The organism is Nakamurella sp. (assembly GCF_048594475.1).
GTDB lineage: Bacteria > Actinomycetota > Actinomycetes > Mycobacteriales > Nakamurellaceae > Nakamurella.
Genome location: NZ_JBMDXT010000333.1, coordinates 1 through 14,730, shown reverse-complemented (window position 1 = coordinate 14,730; position 14,730 = coordinate 1). Strand labels below are relative to the sequence as shown.

At 75.5% G+C, this 14,730-nt stretch carries 14 protein-coding genes and 2 pseudogenes; 9 read left to right on the top strand and 7 right to left on the bottom strand.

All coding sequences use genetic code 11. The features are described 5' to 3' along the window. The 8 genes and pseudogenes from ACOJUF_RS15215 to ACOJUF_RS15180 all read left to right on the top strand — a co-directional run. A pseudogene (locus tag ACOJUF_RS15215) lies at positions 1-283 on the top strand (amino acid permease); the annotation flags it as partial. A gap of 113 nt (positions 284-396) precedes the next feature. Then, positions 397-702, top strand: a complete 306-nt coding sequence (locus tag ACOJUF_RS15210; protein WP_420122673.1) for a hypothetical protein — start codon at positions 397-399, stop codon at positions 700-702. A 241-nt stretch (positions 703-943) separates the two neighbouring features. Beyond that, positions 944-2,362, top strand: a complete 1,419-nt coding sequence (locus tag ACOJUF_RS15205; protein WP_420122672.1) for a ferric reductase-like transmembrane domain-containing protein — start codon at positions 944-946, stop codon at positions 2,360-2,362. Positions 2,363-2,367: 5 nt separating this feature from the next. Beyond that, positions 2,368-2,952 (top strand): FMN-binding protein, encoded by a 585-nt coding sequence (locus ACOJUF_RS15200; RefSeq protein ID WP_420122671.1) that lies wholly within the window; start codon positions 2,368-2,370, stop codon positions 2,950-2,952. Beyond that, a complete protein-coding gene (locus ACOJUF_RS15195; RefSeq protein ID WP_420122670.1) occupies positions 2,949-3,743 on the top strand; it encodes an FAD:protein FMN transferase in 795 nt (264 codons plus the stop codon). The genes ACOJUF_RS15200 and ACOJUF_RS15195 overlap by 4 nt, the downstream gene beginning before the upstream one ends. 107 nt (positions 3,744-3,850) lie before the next feature. Next, complete coding sequence (locus tag ACOJUF_RS15190) at positions 3,851-4,621, top strand: SDR family oxidoreductase (RefSeq protein WP_420122669.1); 771 nt, start codon at positions 3,851-3,853, stop codon at positions 4,619-4,621. Beyond that, positions 4,615-4,854, top strand: a complete 240-nt coding sequence (locus ACOJUF_RS15185) for a hypothetical protein (RefSeq protein ID WP_420122668.1) — start codon at positions 4,615-4,617, stop codon at positions 4,852-4,854. The genes ACOJUF_RS15190 and ACOJUF_RS15185 overlap by 7 nt, the downstream gene beginning before the upstream one ends. Before the next feature lie 33 nt (positions 4,855-4,887). Further along, the gene (locus ACOJUF_RS15180) at positions 4,888-5,799 is read left to right on the top strand and encodes a universal stress protein (protein ID WP_420122667.1); all 912 of its coding nucleotides are present in this window, start codon (positions 4,888-4,890) and stop codon (positions 5,797-5,799) included. A gap of 81 nt (positions 5,800-5,880) precedes the next feature. Here the strand turns inward: ACOJUF_RS15180 and ACOJUF_RS15175 are convergent, their stop codons facing one another. Continuing rightward, on the bottom strand, positions 5,881-6,810 hold the full coding sequence (locus ACOJUF_RS15175; protein ID WP_420122666.1) for a LysR family transcriptional regulator: 930 nt from the start codon (positions 6,808-6,810) through the stop codon (positions 5,881-5,883). A 76-nt stretch (positions 6,811-6,886) separates the two neighbouring features. Here ACOJUF_RS15175 and ACOJUF_RS15170 point away from each other — a divergent pair, with 76 nt between their 5' ends. Then, positions 6,887-7,837: a DMT family transporter gene (locus ACOJUF_RS15170; RefSeq protein ID WP_420122665.1), complete on the top strand. Its 951-nt coding sequence runs from the start codon at positions 6,887-6,889 to the stop codon at positions 7,835-7,837. Positions 7,838-7,853: 16 nt separating this feature from the next. On the opposite strand, the gene ACOJUF_RS15165 is transcribed toward ACOJUF_RS15170, so the two are convergent. From ACOJUF_RS15165 to ACOJUF_RS15140, 6 genes and pseudogenes are all read right to left on the bottom strand, one after another. Next, a complete protein-coding gene (locus ACOJUF_RS15165; protein ID WP_420122664.1) occupies positions 7,854-9,662 on the bottom strand; it encodes an ABC transporter permease subunit in 1,809 nt (602 codons plus the stop codon). Positions 9,663-9,765: 103 nt separating this feature from the next. Further along, positions 9,766-11,340, bottom strand: coding sequence for an ABC transporter substrate-binding protein (locus tag ACOJUF_RS15160; RefSeq protein ID WP_420122663.1), 1,575 nt, complete (start codon positions 11,338-11,340; stop codon positions 9,766-9,768). After that, on the bottom strand, positions 11,337-12,683 hold the full coding sequence (locus tag ACOJUF_RS15155) for an MDR family MFS transporter (protein WP_420122662.1): 1,347 nt from the start codon (positions 12,681-12,683) through the stop codon (positions 11,337-11,339). The genes ACOJUF_RS15160 and ACOJUF_RS15155 overlap by 4 nt, the downstream gene beginning before the upstream one ends. Further along, on the bottom strand, positions 12,680-13,417 hold the full coding sequence (locus tag ACOJUF_RS15150; protein ID WP_420122661.1) for an ABC transporter ATP-binding protein: 738 nt from the start codon (positions 13,415-13,417) through the stop codon (positions 12,680-12,682). The genes ACOJUF_RS15155 and ACOJUF_RS15150 overlap by 4 nt, the downstream gene beginning before the upstream one ends. 56 nt (positions 13,418-13,473) lie before the next feature. After that, complete coding sequence (locus ACOJUF_RS15145; protein ID WP_420122660.1) at positions 13,474-14,391, bottom strand: ATP-binding cassette domain-containing protein; 918 nt, start codon at positions 14,389-14,391, stop codon at positions 13,474-13,476. Between the two features lie 83 nt (positions 14,392-14,474). Then, positions 14,475-14,730: pseudogene (locus tag ACOJUF_RS15140) on the bottom strand (hypothetical protein); the annotation flags it as partial.

The window sequence follows — 14,730 nt, the reverse complement described above, 5'->3', positions numbered from 1 at the left end:
CGGCGCGGTGGTCGCCGTCCTGGCCGCGACCGTCGACGTGCGCGGCGCGATCGGCTTCTCCTCGTTCGGCGTGCTGGCCTACTACGCGGTCGCGAACGCGGCCGCCCGGACGCTCACCCTTGACGAAGGGCGACCACCGCGCGCGGTGCCGGTGCTCGGCCTGGCGGGCTGCCTGGGGTTGGCCTGCTTCCTGCCGGCGTCGTCGGTGCTGGCCGGCACGGCGGTCTTGGCCGCCGGTACCGTCGCGTACGTCGTCACCCGGCGCCGGGCCGACGGGATCTGAGACGGCTCTGAGCACGGACGGCCACCCTGGACGGGTCCGGGTTCCGCGCCGGCCGGGCGATCCGGGCCGGCCCCCGGCCGCATCCGCACCGGATCGAGCAGAAGGGCCTGCCGATGGCCGCCACCCTGACCCGCCGAGCGCTGCGCCGGGCCCGGCTGGGTGCTCGGCACACCTACCGCACCGCCGCCCGGCACCGGATGCCGCTCCTGATCGCCGCCGCCGTCACCGTCGCCGCGGCCACCGTCGGGGTGGCCGGCCAGGTGGGTCACGACGGGCCGCCGCGGGTCGGGCCGGGGACGGAGCAGGTGATGCGCGGCCCGCTGGACGGCCGGCTGGACGGCCGGCTGGGTGCTCCGCTTGCCGGGCCGCCGGGCGGACGCCCCGACGGGCACGGTCCGGCCGGTCCCGGGCGGGGCTGACCCGCCGGTCGGACCGCATGCGCCGCGGATCAACTCGCCGCAATCGCCGGCCTTCCGGGGACGAATCGCCGAGATGATCAGCGGGGCGGGCGCACGGCCTGTGGGTCTGCTGTGCAGATGGCCGGAAACCGGCCGGTTTGAGAAAACTCTGACCTGCCCCACCGAGGATTGTTGAATCCGCAAGCATCCGCCTGCGGTCCGTCGACATCCGAGGGACCCCCATGTCCGAGCGAGCAATGGCATGACCGCCGTGACGGCCCGACCGCCGGTGCCGGGCACCCCACCTGTGGACGGCATCCGCCCGGTCGACGGCACGCGGGCCCGGCTCGACGCCGCGGTCCGGCTCGGCGCGATCGTGCTTCTGTGGTCGGCGCTGCTCCTCGTGGCGTACTGGTGGGCGGCCGGCGGCGGTTTCCAGGATCTGGCGACCCTGCCGACGGCGCTGGATTCGACCGGCCGGTTGACCGGGCTGGTCGCCTCGGTCCTCCTGCTGGCGCAGGTCCTGCTGATGGCGCGGATCCCGACGCTCGAGCACGCCTTCGGGCAGGACCGCCTCACCCGCCTGCACCGGCTGGTCGGCTTCACCTCGTTCACCCTGATGCTCGCGCACATCGGGCTGATCACCCTGGGATACGCGGACGGCCGGTTGCGGGCGTCCGTCGGTACGTTCTGGACCCTCACCGTCGACTACCCCGGCATGCTGCTGGCGGTCGCCGGCACGGCCTGCCTGGTGATGGTCGTGGTGACCAGCGTCCGCGCCGCCCGCCGTCGCCTGCGGTACGAGTCCTGGCACCTGTTGCACCTGTATGCCTACCTCGGCGTCTTCCTCGCGCTGCCGCACCAGCTCTGGACCGGCCAGGAGTTCCTGGCCTCGACGGCCCGCACGGTGTTCTGGTGGACGGCCTGGATCGTCACCGCCGGTGCCGTGCTGATCTGGCGGGTCGGCCTGCCGCTGCTCCGCAGCGCCCGGTACGGGCTACGGGTCACCGGCGTCGTCGTCGAGGCCCCCGGGGTGGTGTCCGTCCACCTGTCCGGGCGCGACCGCGGCCCCCGTCCCGAGGCCGGCCAGTTCTTCACCTTCCGCTTCCTGACCGGGCGCGGCTGGCTGCGGGCGCACCCGTACTCCTTGTCGGCCGCCCCGGCCGGCGGGGCGATGCGGTTCACCGCCAAGGTGGTCGGCGACGGCAGCGGAGCCCTCCTGCACCTGCGGCCGGGTACGCGGGTCCTGGTCGAGGGCCCGTACGGGCGGCTCTCCGCCCGGGCCCGCACCCGGCGCCGGGTGGCCCTGATCGGCGCCGGCGTGGGGATCACCCCGCTGCGGGCCCTGGCCGAATCGCTGGACTACGGCCCGGACGAGGCGGTCCTGATCCACCGGTTCACCGACCGGCCGCTGTTCGACGAGGAGTTCCGGTCGCTGCACGCGACCCGTGGGCTTCGCGTGGTCCGGTTGCCGGGACACCGGCGCTCACCGGGGTCGTGGCTCGGGTCCGGCGTGCCCGCGATCGACGACGAGGCCGCCCTCCGGGCGCTCGTCCCGCGCGTCGACGAGCACGACGTCTTCATCTGCGGGCCCGAGGCCTGGACCGCCGACGTCGCCCGCTCCGCGCGGGCGGCCGGGGTGCCCGCCGACCACATCCACACCGAATCCTTTGGCTGGTGACCCGAATGAAACGCATCGTGCTGTGGTCGATGAGCACGCTGACCGTGCTGATCCTGCTCTTCGGCTACCACACCTCGACGTCCTCGCGGATGACGACCACCGCGGACAGCGCGGCGATCGCACCGATCAGCGGCGGATCGCCGGCGACCACCGCCGGCAGCGCCGCGACGGCCGGCGCGGGGTCGTCCGGCTCCACCGGCTCGACCGGTGGGGGGATCACCACCCCCTCCGCCCCGGGATCGGCCCCGAGCACGGCCGCCCCGACCACCGCAGCAGGGTCCACGAGCGCCGGATCGACGCCGGCGGCGCCGGCCGCGTCGACGGTGACCGGTTCGGTCGCCCAGACCAGGTGGGGTCCGGTCCAGGTACAGATCACCGTCGAGGCCGGCCGGATCACCGACGTCTCGGTGGTCCAGTACCCGCACGAGAACGGCAAGGACCAGCAGATCAACGCGCGGGCCCTGCCGATCCTGATCGACGAGACGATCTCCGCGCAGAGCGCGTCGATCGACATGGTCAGCGGCGCCACCATCACCAGCGAGGGGTACGTCCAGTCGCTGCAGAGCGCGCTGGACCAGGCCGGGCGGTGACCGCCACGACGCCGGTGGACCCCGGGACCGAGCCGATCGTCCGGTCGGTCGCGCACGTCATGGGCATGCCGATCAGCCTGGCCCTGCGCGGCCGGCACGCCGCCGACGAGGCCGGGCGGTCGGCCTGGATCCACGTGATGGCGAGCCTGCGGGAGGCCGACCTGGTGTTCAGCACCTACCGGCCGGATTCGGTGATCTCCCGCCTGGGCCGGGGTGAGGTCGGACCGGCCGACTGCCCGCCGGAGGTCGCGGAGGTGCTGGCGCTGGGCGAGCTGGCCGAGGCGCAGTCGGGCGGCGCCTTCGCGGTGCGGCGGCCGGGTCCGGACGGCGCCCCGGTCCTGGATCCGAGCGGGGTGGTGAAGGGATGGGCGGTCGAGCGGGCGGCGGCGGCGTTGCGGGAACTGCCGGACACCGACTTCTGCCTGTCCGCCGGGGGTGACCTGACCTGCCGGGCCGACCGGCCGGGTGCGCCTCCGTGGCGGATCGGCATCGAGGACCCGTTCGACCCGAGCCGGGTGCTGGCCGTCGTGCCGATCCGGACCGGGGCGGTCGCGACCTCCGGCACCGCCCACCGGGGCGCCCACCTGGTCGATGCCCGGACCGGGCGTGCGCCGGCCGCGGTCGCCGCGGTGACCGTCGTCGGCACCGATCTGACCTGGGCCGACATCGACGCGACCGCGGCCTACGCCCGCGGGCCCGAGGCCGCGGACTGGCTGGCCACCCGGCCGGGCCGGACCGGGCTGGTGGTCTGGCGGGACGGCACCCGCACCCTGGTCGGCCGACCCCGCTGAGACGCCCGCCCGGCACGCCGACCCGGCCGGCGGTTCGGGACCATCGGCCCTGGGTCGCCGGGCCCGGTCCGATCACGCTGGAGGTGCTCGCGTGATCGGAGAAGCCCATGCGTACGTACGTCATCACCGGATCGGCCTCGGGGATCGGACTGGCCACCGCCACCCGGTTGCGGGCGCGCGGCGACGTCGTGATCGGGGTGGATCGGCACCATGCCGAGGTGGTCGCCGACCTGTCCACCGAGGCCGGGCGGGCGGCCATGGTGGCCGGGGTGACCGCGCGCAGCGGCGGGCACGTCGATGCCGTCGTCGCCAATGCCGGGCTGGCCACGCCGACCGCCGCGACCGTCGCGGTCAACTACTACGGCGCCGTGGCCACCCTGGAGGGCCTGCGCCCCCTGCTGCTGCGGTCGCCGAACCCGCGCGCGGTCGCGACGGTGTCGATGGCCTCCCTGATGCCGGTCGACGAGCAACTGGAGCGGACCCTGCTGGAGGGCACCGAAGCGGACGCCATGGAGCTCGCCGGCAAGCTCGCCCGCGGTGGCGGCGAGACGATCTACGCCACCAGCAAGCGCGCGCTCGCCCGGTGGATCCGCCGGCACGCCGCGACCGCGGACTGGGCCGGCGCCGGGATCCCGCTCAACGCGATCGCCCCGGGCATCATCCGCACGCCCATGACCGCGGAGCTGATCAGCACGCCGGAGGCGACCGCCGGCCTGCTCGAGCTCGTGCCGATGCCGTTGCACGGGGTCGCCGAGCCGGCCGCCTGCGCGTCCCTCATCGCCTGGCTGACCAGCACCGAGAACACTCACCTGTGCGGTCAGGTCGTCTTCGTCGACGGCGGCTCCGACGTGGTCCTGCGGGGTGATTCCACATGGTGACCGGCACCGCCCGGCGGCCGGCGCACCTCCCGATCCACCGGGATCGGGAGGAGGACCTCGCCCGGCTCCTCGGGCCGACCATCCTGCAGCTCACCCGCCAGTTCGACGGCACCTGTTCCGCGCGGCAGATCCACCTGGCGTCGATCCGGGCGATGCACGAGCTCCGCGGATCGATCCACGACGAGGCCCTGCCCGAGATGGTCGGCCGGCTCGTCGCGGCCCGGCTGGGCTGAGCGGTCCCGCGAACCTCACGGAAGGGGACGATGATGTCCGCAACGGTGTCGTCGGTCGTCGTGGTCGGCGTCGACGGATCTGCGGAGTCGGCGCACGCCGCCGACTGGGCCGCCCACGAGGCGGCTCGCCGGCACGCGACGCTGCACGTGCTGACCGCGTTCCGGCCGTACCCGGCCGGGCTGCCCGGGGTCCCGGAGGCCGGTGAGTACACCGCCGGCTGGCCGGCGATCGGGCAGGCGCTGGTGGACGGCGTGGTCGGGCGGCTGCAGGACCGGCATCCGGGCCTGACCGTCGAGGGCGAGTACCGGCTGTGCGACCCGCGGCCGGCGCTGGTGCAGGCCAGCCGGTCGGCGGTGATGACCGTGGTCGGCAACCGCGGCTCCGGCCGGCTGCCCGAGGTGCTCACCGGGTCGGTGGCCCTGCATCTGGCCGCCCGCGGCGAATCGCCGGTCGCGGTGGTGCCCCTGCCCGCGGGGGCCGAGATCCCGATGACGGGACCGGTACTGGTCGGCGTCGATCCGCTGGGCAGCAGCCAGCCCGCGCTGGATCTGGCCTTCGACGAGGCCGCCCGGCGGGGTGTCGAGCTGATCGCGGTGCTGGCCGGGGATCGGCTGGTCGCGCATCAGGGCTTCGCCCGGCGTCCGGTCCGCCCGCTCGCGGTCGAGCTGGAGGAGGACGAGGCGGTGCTGTCCGAGCAGCTCGCCGGCTGGGCGGCCAAGTATCCGGAGGTGACCGTGCACGCCCGGCTGATGAACGGCCGGCCGGCCCGGTGCCTGGCCCGCTTCGCCGAGCTGACCGGTTCGGTCCCGCCCCAGGTGACCGTGGTCGGCAGCCGGGGGCACGGCTCCCTCGCCGGCCTCGTCCTCGGGTCGACCAGTCACGAGCTCATCGCCGCCGCCACCGGGCCGGTCCTGGTGGTCCCGGTGCCGGGCGGCCGCGGCTGACCCGGTCGCCGGCCACGCGCCGGCACCCGGCTCCCACCGCCGTCCGGCCGGCCGCCGGACGCCCCGGCCGGACGCCCCCGATCAGGGAGCGGGCGGTGCGAGCACGACCCGCTGACCCGCCACGGCCCGCCGCAGCGCCCCGGCCACCGCCCCGACGGCCGGCGTCCGGGCGGCGCGGGTGAGCAGGAAGACCTCCCGCCCGACGGCACCGTCCGCGATCGACCGGACCGCCACGTCGGCGCTGGAATGGGCCAGGCCGAGTTCGGGCATCAGGGCCGCGGCGCCGGCCGCCCGGACGAGTTCGAGCTGGGTGAAGAAGTCGTCGGAGCTGTACCGCAGGTCCGGCTCGAAACCGCCGAGCTCGCGGCAGGCCCGGATGTGCATCTCCCGGTGGCCGGTGCCCGGCTGCGACGCCGACCACGACATCCCGGCCAGCACGGCCAGCCGCACCCGCCCGGCGGCCGCCGCGGGATGGTCGGCGGGCAGCACCAGCCGGATCTGCTCGCGCAGCAGCGGTTCCCGGTGCAGGTCGGCGTGCACGGCGCGGGGCTGCCCGGAGTACTCGTCGCCGACCACCGCGTCCAGCTGCTGCAGGCGCAGCGCGGGGGCGGCCTCCTCCACCTCGATCTCGGTGGCGGTCACCCGGATGTCCGGATGGCTGGCGGTCAGCGACCGGACCGCCGGCACGACGATCCCCAGGAAGGCGGACTGGAACGCCCCGACCCGCACCACCCCGGCGGCCCGACCGGCGGCGACCGCGGCCAGCTCGGCCTCGGCGGCCTCGACCCCGGCCAGCAGCGACTCGGCGTGCCGGACGAGCACCGCCCCCGCGTCGGTCACCCGGACGTTGCGCCCGACCCGCTCCAGCAGCGGGGCGCCCGCCTCCCGTTCCAGGACCGCCAGCTGCTGGGAGATCGCGCTGGGCGTGTAGCCCAGGGCCCGGGCCGCCGCGTGGACGGTGCCGCGGGCGGCCACCTCGCGCAGCAGGCGCAACCGGTGCAGATCGAGCATCTGTTCACTGTAGCTACACATTGGTGTGTACGAACTCGCGATGGACGTGAACGATTGCCCGTTCAATGATCGTCCGGTGCGTACCGCACTGTGTCTGATCTCCGCCGCCGGCTACGGCGTCATGGCCGTGTTCGCCAAGCTCGCCTACGACCAGGGGGTGTCGGTGGACGCCCTGTTGCTGGTGCGGTTCGGGCTCGCCGGCGCGGTGCTGCTCGCGCTCGCGCTCGCCCGCGGGTCGTTCCGGCACGTGCGGGGCCGGTCGATCGTCATCGGCCTGGTCATGGGGGCGGCCGGGTTCGCCCTGCAGGCCGGGCTCTACTTCTCCGCCCTGACCCGCCTCGACGCATCCCTGGTCGCGCTGATCCTCTACGTGTACCCGGTCCTGGTCATGGCCGGCGCGATCCTGCTGCGCCGCGAGCGGGCCTCGGTGCGCCGGTGCAGCGCGCTGGTCACGGCGCTGGCGGGGATCGGGCTGGTGCTGGCCGGGGCCGCGTCCGGCGGCTTCGACCTGACCGGGGCCCTGCTGGCCCTGGGCGCGGCGCTGACGTATTCGGTCTACATCCTCGTCGGCGACGGCCTGACTGCCGACCTGCCCCCGCTGGCCCTGTCCGCGCTGGTCTGCTGCGGGGCCTTCGGCACCTTCGCGGTCGCCGGGACCGTCCGCGGCACCACCGATCTCGGGTTCGCCCCGGCCGGCTGGTGGTGGCTGGTGGCGATCGCGACGATCAGCACGGTCGGGGCGGTGCTCTGTTTCTTCGCCGGCCTGGTCCGGGTCGGGCCGTCCAAGGCGGCCATCCTGTCCATCCTCGAGCCGGTCGTCACCGTCGCCTCCGCGGCGCTGGTCTTCGGCGAGACGCTCACCGCCCCGCAGGCTGTCGGCGCGTTGCTGGTGCTCGGGGCGGTCGTCATCGTGCAGTGCACCGGCTGGCCACGGCGGCGCCGGGCGGTGGCCGCGCGGCGCGGACCGGCGACCGCCGGCCCCGCGGCACGGCCGGCCGGACCCGAGGTCCCCGCCCTGGCCGGGTAGGACCCGGACGGACGGCTCAGCCCGTCCGCCGGCGACGCAGCGGGCCGAGCGCCGAGGCGGACACGGCCAGCACCGACACCGCGACCAGCGCACCGATCGGGGCGAGGACCACCCAGGGCGCCCGTTCCACGTACGGCATCCCCTCGGCCAGGACCAGACCCCAGTTCGGGGTGGGCGGCTGGGAGCCCAACCCCAGAAAGCCGAGGGCCGCCAGGGCCAGGGCGTTGCCCGGCAGCCGGAGCAGGCCGTGCCGGGCGACCGGCCCGATCACGGCCGGCAGCACCGCGGTGAACAGGATCCGCGGCCGGCCGACGCCGAGCACCGGCAGGATCCGGACGTAGGGCTGGGCCCGGGCCTCGGCGGACAGGGCCGCGGTGTGGGCGGCCAGCGGCGCCCAGCCGACCATGGTGACCGCCACCGCGGCGCCGAACGGGCCCGCGCCCAGCACCGCGGCGATCAGCAGCCCGGTGATGATCGGGGGCGCCGCGTTCGCGACCTCGATCGGCCCGGCGGCCAGCCGCGGAACCAGCCCGAACAGCAACCCGATCACCGTGCAGACGATCGTGACGACCAGGGCCAGGCCCACCGTCGCCACCGCGCCGTGGGCGACCCGGGCCAGCAGGTCGCGGCCACTGGCGTCGGCCCCGAACGGCAGGCCGGCGCCCGGCGCCGCCAGCCGCGGCCGGGCCGAAATGAGCGGATCGCGCCCGATGCCGGCGAGAACCATCACCACCAGGGCGAGCAGGATCACCGCCGGCACGAGCATCCCGCGCCGGCCGGACCCCGGCGCCACCGGCGGGACCGGCAGCTCCCCGGCGCGCAGCGCCCGCCCCAGCAACAGCCGCCGGCCGATCTCGGCCAGCACACCGAACCCGATGCCCAGGACGAGCAACAGCAGCACGGCCGTCTGCAGGGCCGGGATGTCCTGAGAGTTGGCCGCACCCAACGCCGCCCGGCCCAGGCCGGGGATGGCGAAGACCACCTCGACGGCGGCCGCGCCGCCGGTGATGGCCACCATGACCAGACCGATCTGCGGCAGCAAACCCGGCACGGCCCGGCGCAGCACGGCCCCGGCGATCGCCGCGCGACCGAAGCCGGCGACGGCCCAGGTGAGCACCCAGCGCTCGGCGAAGCTAGTCGTGACCGCGTCCGCGGCCAGCCGGCCGATCAGCCCTCCGGCGGGCAGGCCCAGGGCCAGGGCGGGCAGCACCGCGGAGGCCGGACCGGACCAGCCGTAGGGCGGGAACCAGCCGAGCCAGACCGCGCCGACCAGCAGCAGCACCGACGCCAGCAAGAACTCCGGCAGCGCGGTCAGTGTCGCGGCGACGACCCCGGACGTCCGGCCGGGCCGGCCCCGGAGACCGGCGACCAGCGCCGGGATCACGATCGCCGCCGCGACCAGCAGCGCCACCGCGACGGCGAACACCATGAGCGTCAGCGAGACCGACAGCGCGGTCAGCATGCCCGGCAGCACCGGCCGGCCGTTCACCCAGGAACTGCCGAAGTCGCCGCGGACCACCCCGGACACCCAGCGGGTCACCAGATCCACCGGTCCGACGTCGAGCCCCAGGTCGGCCCGGATGGCGGCCAGCGCCTCCGCGGTCGCCTCCTGCTCGGCCGACCGGGCGCGTAGGACCGTCTGCGCCGGGTCCCGCCCGGAGAACCAGGGCAGCAGCCCGACCACCGCCACCACCCCGAACAGGGTGCCGATCCGGGACGCCGGCGCGATCAGACTGCCCGCCCATCCGGCCCGGGCGCGCCGGGCGCCGCCGACGGGCGCATCGACGGGGCGGGCTCCGTCGGACGGTCCGACCGGCCCGCGCACCGGCCCGTGACTCGGGCCCGGGACCGGACCCGAAGCCGAGACCGGCCCCTGCTTCGGCGGGGTGGCTACCCCCGTCCGCCCGTCCGGGTGCCCGCCGGTCACGTCAGCCGGCCCGGGTGTCGGTGGTGATCAGCGTGCGCTCCCGCGGGTCCCGCGCGGCGCCGGTCACGTCGGTCTGCTCGCCCTGGATGACCCGCTCGTGCAGCATCGGCACCGCGGCGTCGGCTTCCAGGATCAGCTTCTCGGCCTGCAGGATCGCGGCCCGACGCTCGGGCCCCGCCGGGATGGCCGCCGCGGTGGCCAGCGCCGCGTCGACGTCCGGGTTGCAGAACTGCGAGATGTTGAACGACCCCTGGCAGGAGAAGTCCGAGTACAGGTAGGCGACCGGGTCCCCGGAGTCCAGGACGGTCCCCCGCGACAGGATGAAGGCGTCGAACGTGCCGGCCAGCGCGTCCTGCTCGATGTAGCTGTACTCGCGGACGACCTGCTCGACCTCGAACCCGGCCGCCTCGAGCTGCTGCTCCAGTTGGACGGCGACCTCGGGCAGCTCGGCCCGGTCGGTGAAGGTGCCCACGGTGATCGTGGGCTTGCGGGCGGCGATGTCGGTCGCGGCGGCGGTCTGCGTCCGTTGCGGGCGGTCGGCCGACCACGGCAGCGCCGGGCCGAGCAGGCCCTTGGCGACGTCCGCCCGGCCCTCGTAGACCTGGTCGACGATCACCTGCGGGTCGATGGCTTCCCGGGCGGCGGCGCGGACGGCCGGGTCGGCGAACACCCCGGTGCGGTTGTTCAGGTAGAGCGTGTTGGTCCGCGGCATCGGCACCTCGTGGATCAGGCTCGGGTCGACGACCGCCGCCTGGGCCACCGGGATGGCCTCGACCACGTCGGCGGTGCCGGTGCGCAGCGCCGCGGCGCGGGCGGTGCCGTCGGGGACGAAACTGACGTCGATGCCGGGCGCCGCGGCCTTGTCGCCCCAGTAGCCGTCGAAGCGGTTCAGGGTGGCCGACGTCGTCCCGTCCACCGCGACGAGCTCGAACGGCCCGGTGCCGTGCATGATCGGATCGACCGTGGCGCCGTAGGCGTCGGGCGACAGGATGGACAGCTGGGGGCTCGACAACCGTTGCGGGATCAGCGGATCGGCCTTCCCGGTGGTCACCGTGAGCGTGTTCGGGGCGTCCGAGGCGACCGTCAGGTCCACGCCGTCGAGGATGCGGGGCTTGGGCGAGGCCTTGGTCGCCGCGGTCAGCGCGGTGACCGCGGCGGCGGCGTCGAAGTCCTTGCCGTCGTGGAACTTCACGCCCTCGCGAAGCGTGAACGTCCAGGTGGTGTCGTTCACCTGCTCCCAGGCGGTGGCCAGCGCGGGCTGGGCGTCGCCGTTGGCGTCCAGCACGACGAGCGTCTCGGCGGTCGACCACCGGGCGAGTTTGAACGCGTCGTCGCTGAACTGCGACAGGCCCGATCGCGGCGGCAGCAGGTGGGCCACCCGGACCCGGGCGCCCGGCTCCCCGGCCGACCCGGCTCCCCCGGAGGCGCCGGACGAGGTGGTCGGGCCGCCGGATGAACCCGCCGGGGCGGCGAAACAGCCGGTGAGCAGCAGGGATCCGGTCAGGACGAGCGCGCCGAGGCCGGCGCGGGAGCCGGTCCGCAGACGTCCGGTCGTAAAGGTGCCGCGGTGAATCATGGGTGTCCGTTTCTCGTGGAGGTGGGGATGGGGTCGGAGGGCGAATCATCGGAGGCCCGGGGCCGGGCCCGGCGGAAGAGCATTGCCAGCACGACGGCGCTGACGGCCGGGAACAGCGCCATTAGCCACCAGGCCGTGCCGGCCCCCGGCACCGCGTGGCGGGCCGCGTCCAGGAACGGCCCGGTCACCAGCGACCCGAGCAGCACCGCGACGCCGCCAGCGGTGGCCAGAGCGCCGTAGTAGGCGCCGGCCGGGCGGGGGCCGGCGAACCGTCCGACCTGATCCATCGCCACCGGCACCACCGTCATCTGCCCGAGGGTCAGCAGCACGACCCAGGCGATCGCGGGCAGCAGCGGGACGACCGGCGGCCGCGGCGCGACCACCGCGACGACGGCGAAACCGGCTGCCATGAGCAGGAAACCGGCCGGCAGGCTCACGGTGACGGGCAGCCGCCGGGTCAGCGCGGCCACCGGCAGCTGGGCGACGACGATCAGCCCGGCGGCCAGCAGGAACAGGCCGGCCAGCGCGCGATCACCGGCTCCGGTGCCGGTGCCCGGGCTGATCCGGTCGAGCTCGACCGGCAGGGCGACGTAGAGCTGGTTGTAGCTGAGCAGGTAGCTGCTGTAGGCCAGGCAGAAGACGACGAACCGCCGGTCCCGCAGGGCGGCCCGCCAGGACGGCGGCTCCGGCCGATCGGCCCCCCGATCGACCCGCGGCCCGGGCCGGCGGGCCCGGCCCGGCGGCAGCACGAGCCACAGGACCACCCCGACCACGGCGAACAGCGCGGCGCCGGCCAGCGCGACCGCGCTGAAGCCGTGCATCAGCAGCAGCGCCCCCAGCACCGGCCCGAGCACCGCGCCGACCTCGCCGCAGACCGCCAGCAGCGCGAAAAGTCGCTCCCGAGAGGGTTTGTCGGGGCCGCCGTCGGCGGGGCCGGCGGGCGCCGACCGATCGGTGCCGCCGGCGGCGAGCAGCGATTCCAGCGCCGGCGAGAACAGCGCACCACCGATCCCGGTCAGCGCGGCGGCGACGATCATCCAGGGCACGGACCCGGCGAGGGCCAGGGCGAGGTATCCGAGGGAGCGGACGGCCGTGCCGGCGACCATGACCCGGCGGGCGCCGTACCGGTCGGCCAGCGCCCCGCCGACGACGAACATCCCCTGCTGGCTGAACGTGCGGACGGCGAGGGTGACCGCGATGGCGGTGCCGGTCGCCGCGAGGTCCTCGTGCAGCCGGACCGCGAGGAACGGCACGACGGCGTAGAAGCCCACGTTGAAGGCGAACTGGGTCGCCAGCAACGTGCGGACGACGGCGGTCGGCCGCGGCGGGGTGCGGGCGCTCATGGGGTCGTCAGGCGCGGGATGCTGTCGAGCAGGCGCCGGGTCACCGGATGCCGCGGCCGGGTGAGCAGGTCGGCGGTGGCGGCATCCTCGACGATGCGTCCGGCGTCCATGACGACGCCGCGGCCGCACAGCCGGGACACCACCGACAGGTCGTGCGTGACGATGACCAGACCGGTACCGCCGGTCGCGCAGACCTCACCGAGGACCGCCAGCACCTGCTGCCGCAGCGGCAGATCCAGCCCGCTGACCGGTTCGTCGGCCAGGATCAGCCGGGCCCCCGGAGCCAGCGCCCGGGCGATCGCCACCCGCTGGCACTGCCCACCGCTGAGCTGGTGCGGCGTGCGCGCGAGGTACTGCCGGTCCAGGCCGACCGCGGCCAGCACCTCCGCCACCCGGGCGCGATGATCGCCGGCGACCTGCAGCCGGCGCAGCGGCTCGGCCACCAGGTCCGCCACCCGGCGCCGCGGGTCGAGCGAGCCGGCCGGGTCCTGCGGGACGTACTGGACCTGCCGGCGGTACCAGCGCAACGCCCGGATCCCGCCGGGCCGGACCGCCCGCCCGTCGAAGGAGATCTCGCCGGCGTCCGCGGATTCGAGCGCGAGCAGCAGCCGGAGCAGGGTCGACTTGCCCGAGCCCGAGGATCCGACGATGCCGACCCGTTCACCGGCGGCCACGGTCAGGTCGACCCCGGCCAGGGCGTGCACCATCTCCGGTCCCCGGCGCCGGCGGTACATCCGTCGCACCCCCCGCGCCTGGAGCGATCCCGCGAGCCCGGTGCCCCCGGTGCTCATCACGCCCGACCGGCGGCGGGCATGGCGGCCGCGACGGCCGCCAGCAGGTCCCGCTCGATGTCCCGGGCCGAGCCGATCAGCCGGCGGGTGACCGGATGGGCCGGCGCGCCCAGGATCTCGCCGGCCGGGCCCTGCTCGACCACGACACCGGCATCCATCACGGCGATCTCGTCGCAGAGCGCGGCCGCGACGGCGATGTCGTGGGTGATGAAGAGCAGGGCGGGCCCGGCCGTGCCGCCGGTCCGGTCCCGCAGCAGGTCCAGCACGGCGGCCTGGGTGACGACGTCCAGGGCGGTGGTGGGCTCGTCGGCGACCAGCAGGCCGACCTCGCAGGCCAGGGCCAGGGCCAGGCAGACCCGCTGCCGCTGACCACCGGACAGGGCACCGGGATGGGACGCGAGGATCCGTGCGGGGTCCTCGATGCCGACCGCGGCGAGCAACCCGGACAGCTCACCGGTGGCCGCGGCCCGGGACCGGCCGCGACGCACCAGCGGTTGGCGCACCTGCCGGCCGACCGTGACCATCGGGTTCAGCGCGGTGGCCGAATCCTGAACGACCAGCCCGACCCGCGCACCGGCCGGCCGCCGGGCCGTCGGCCGGTCGAGCACCTCGATGCCGCCGACGCGCACCGACCCGCCGGTGCCCGCCCCGGCCGGCAGGCAGCCGGCCACGGCGGCGGCGGTCAGGCTCTTGCCGGATCCGGACGCGCCCAGCAGGGCCAGCCGGCCGCCGGCCGGGATCCGCAGATCGAGACCGGCCACCGGGGTGATCGCCGACACCCGGATCGTCAGACCGGTGATCTCGAGGGCGGCCGCGGTGTGCCCGCCACCCCCGACCGTCGACGGATCCGGGTGCCGTCCGGTCCGGCCGACGACGGTGCCCGCTGTCCGGGGGGCACGATCCGCTCGCAAGGCCACAGGAGGACTATATCTAACCGTAGTCATTCTCATTACCAATGAGGTGATGAGCGACGGCGAGGTGGGACCGGGCGGGCCGCGATTCAGCCGCCGGTGCGCCGGACCAGCATCACCCCCACCGCGCCACACCCGGCGGCCAGCACCAGGATTCCGGTGAGCACCTGGCCCAGCTCGGCGCCCGCGTCGAGGTCGGCCGGTGCGGCGGCCGCGGGCGCGGTCGCGATCGCCGCGGTGGCGATCAGGGTGGGCGCCGGGTGCTCGGCCGACGGGTCGGGGTCCGTCCAGCCGGTCTGCCGGTCGCCGCACTGCTGCACGGCGGGGAAGGACACGGTCGCACCG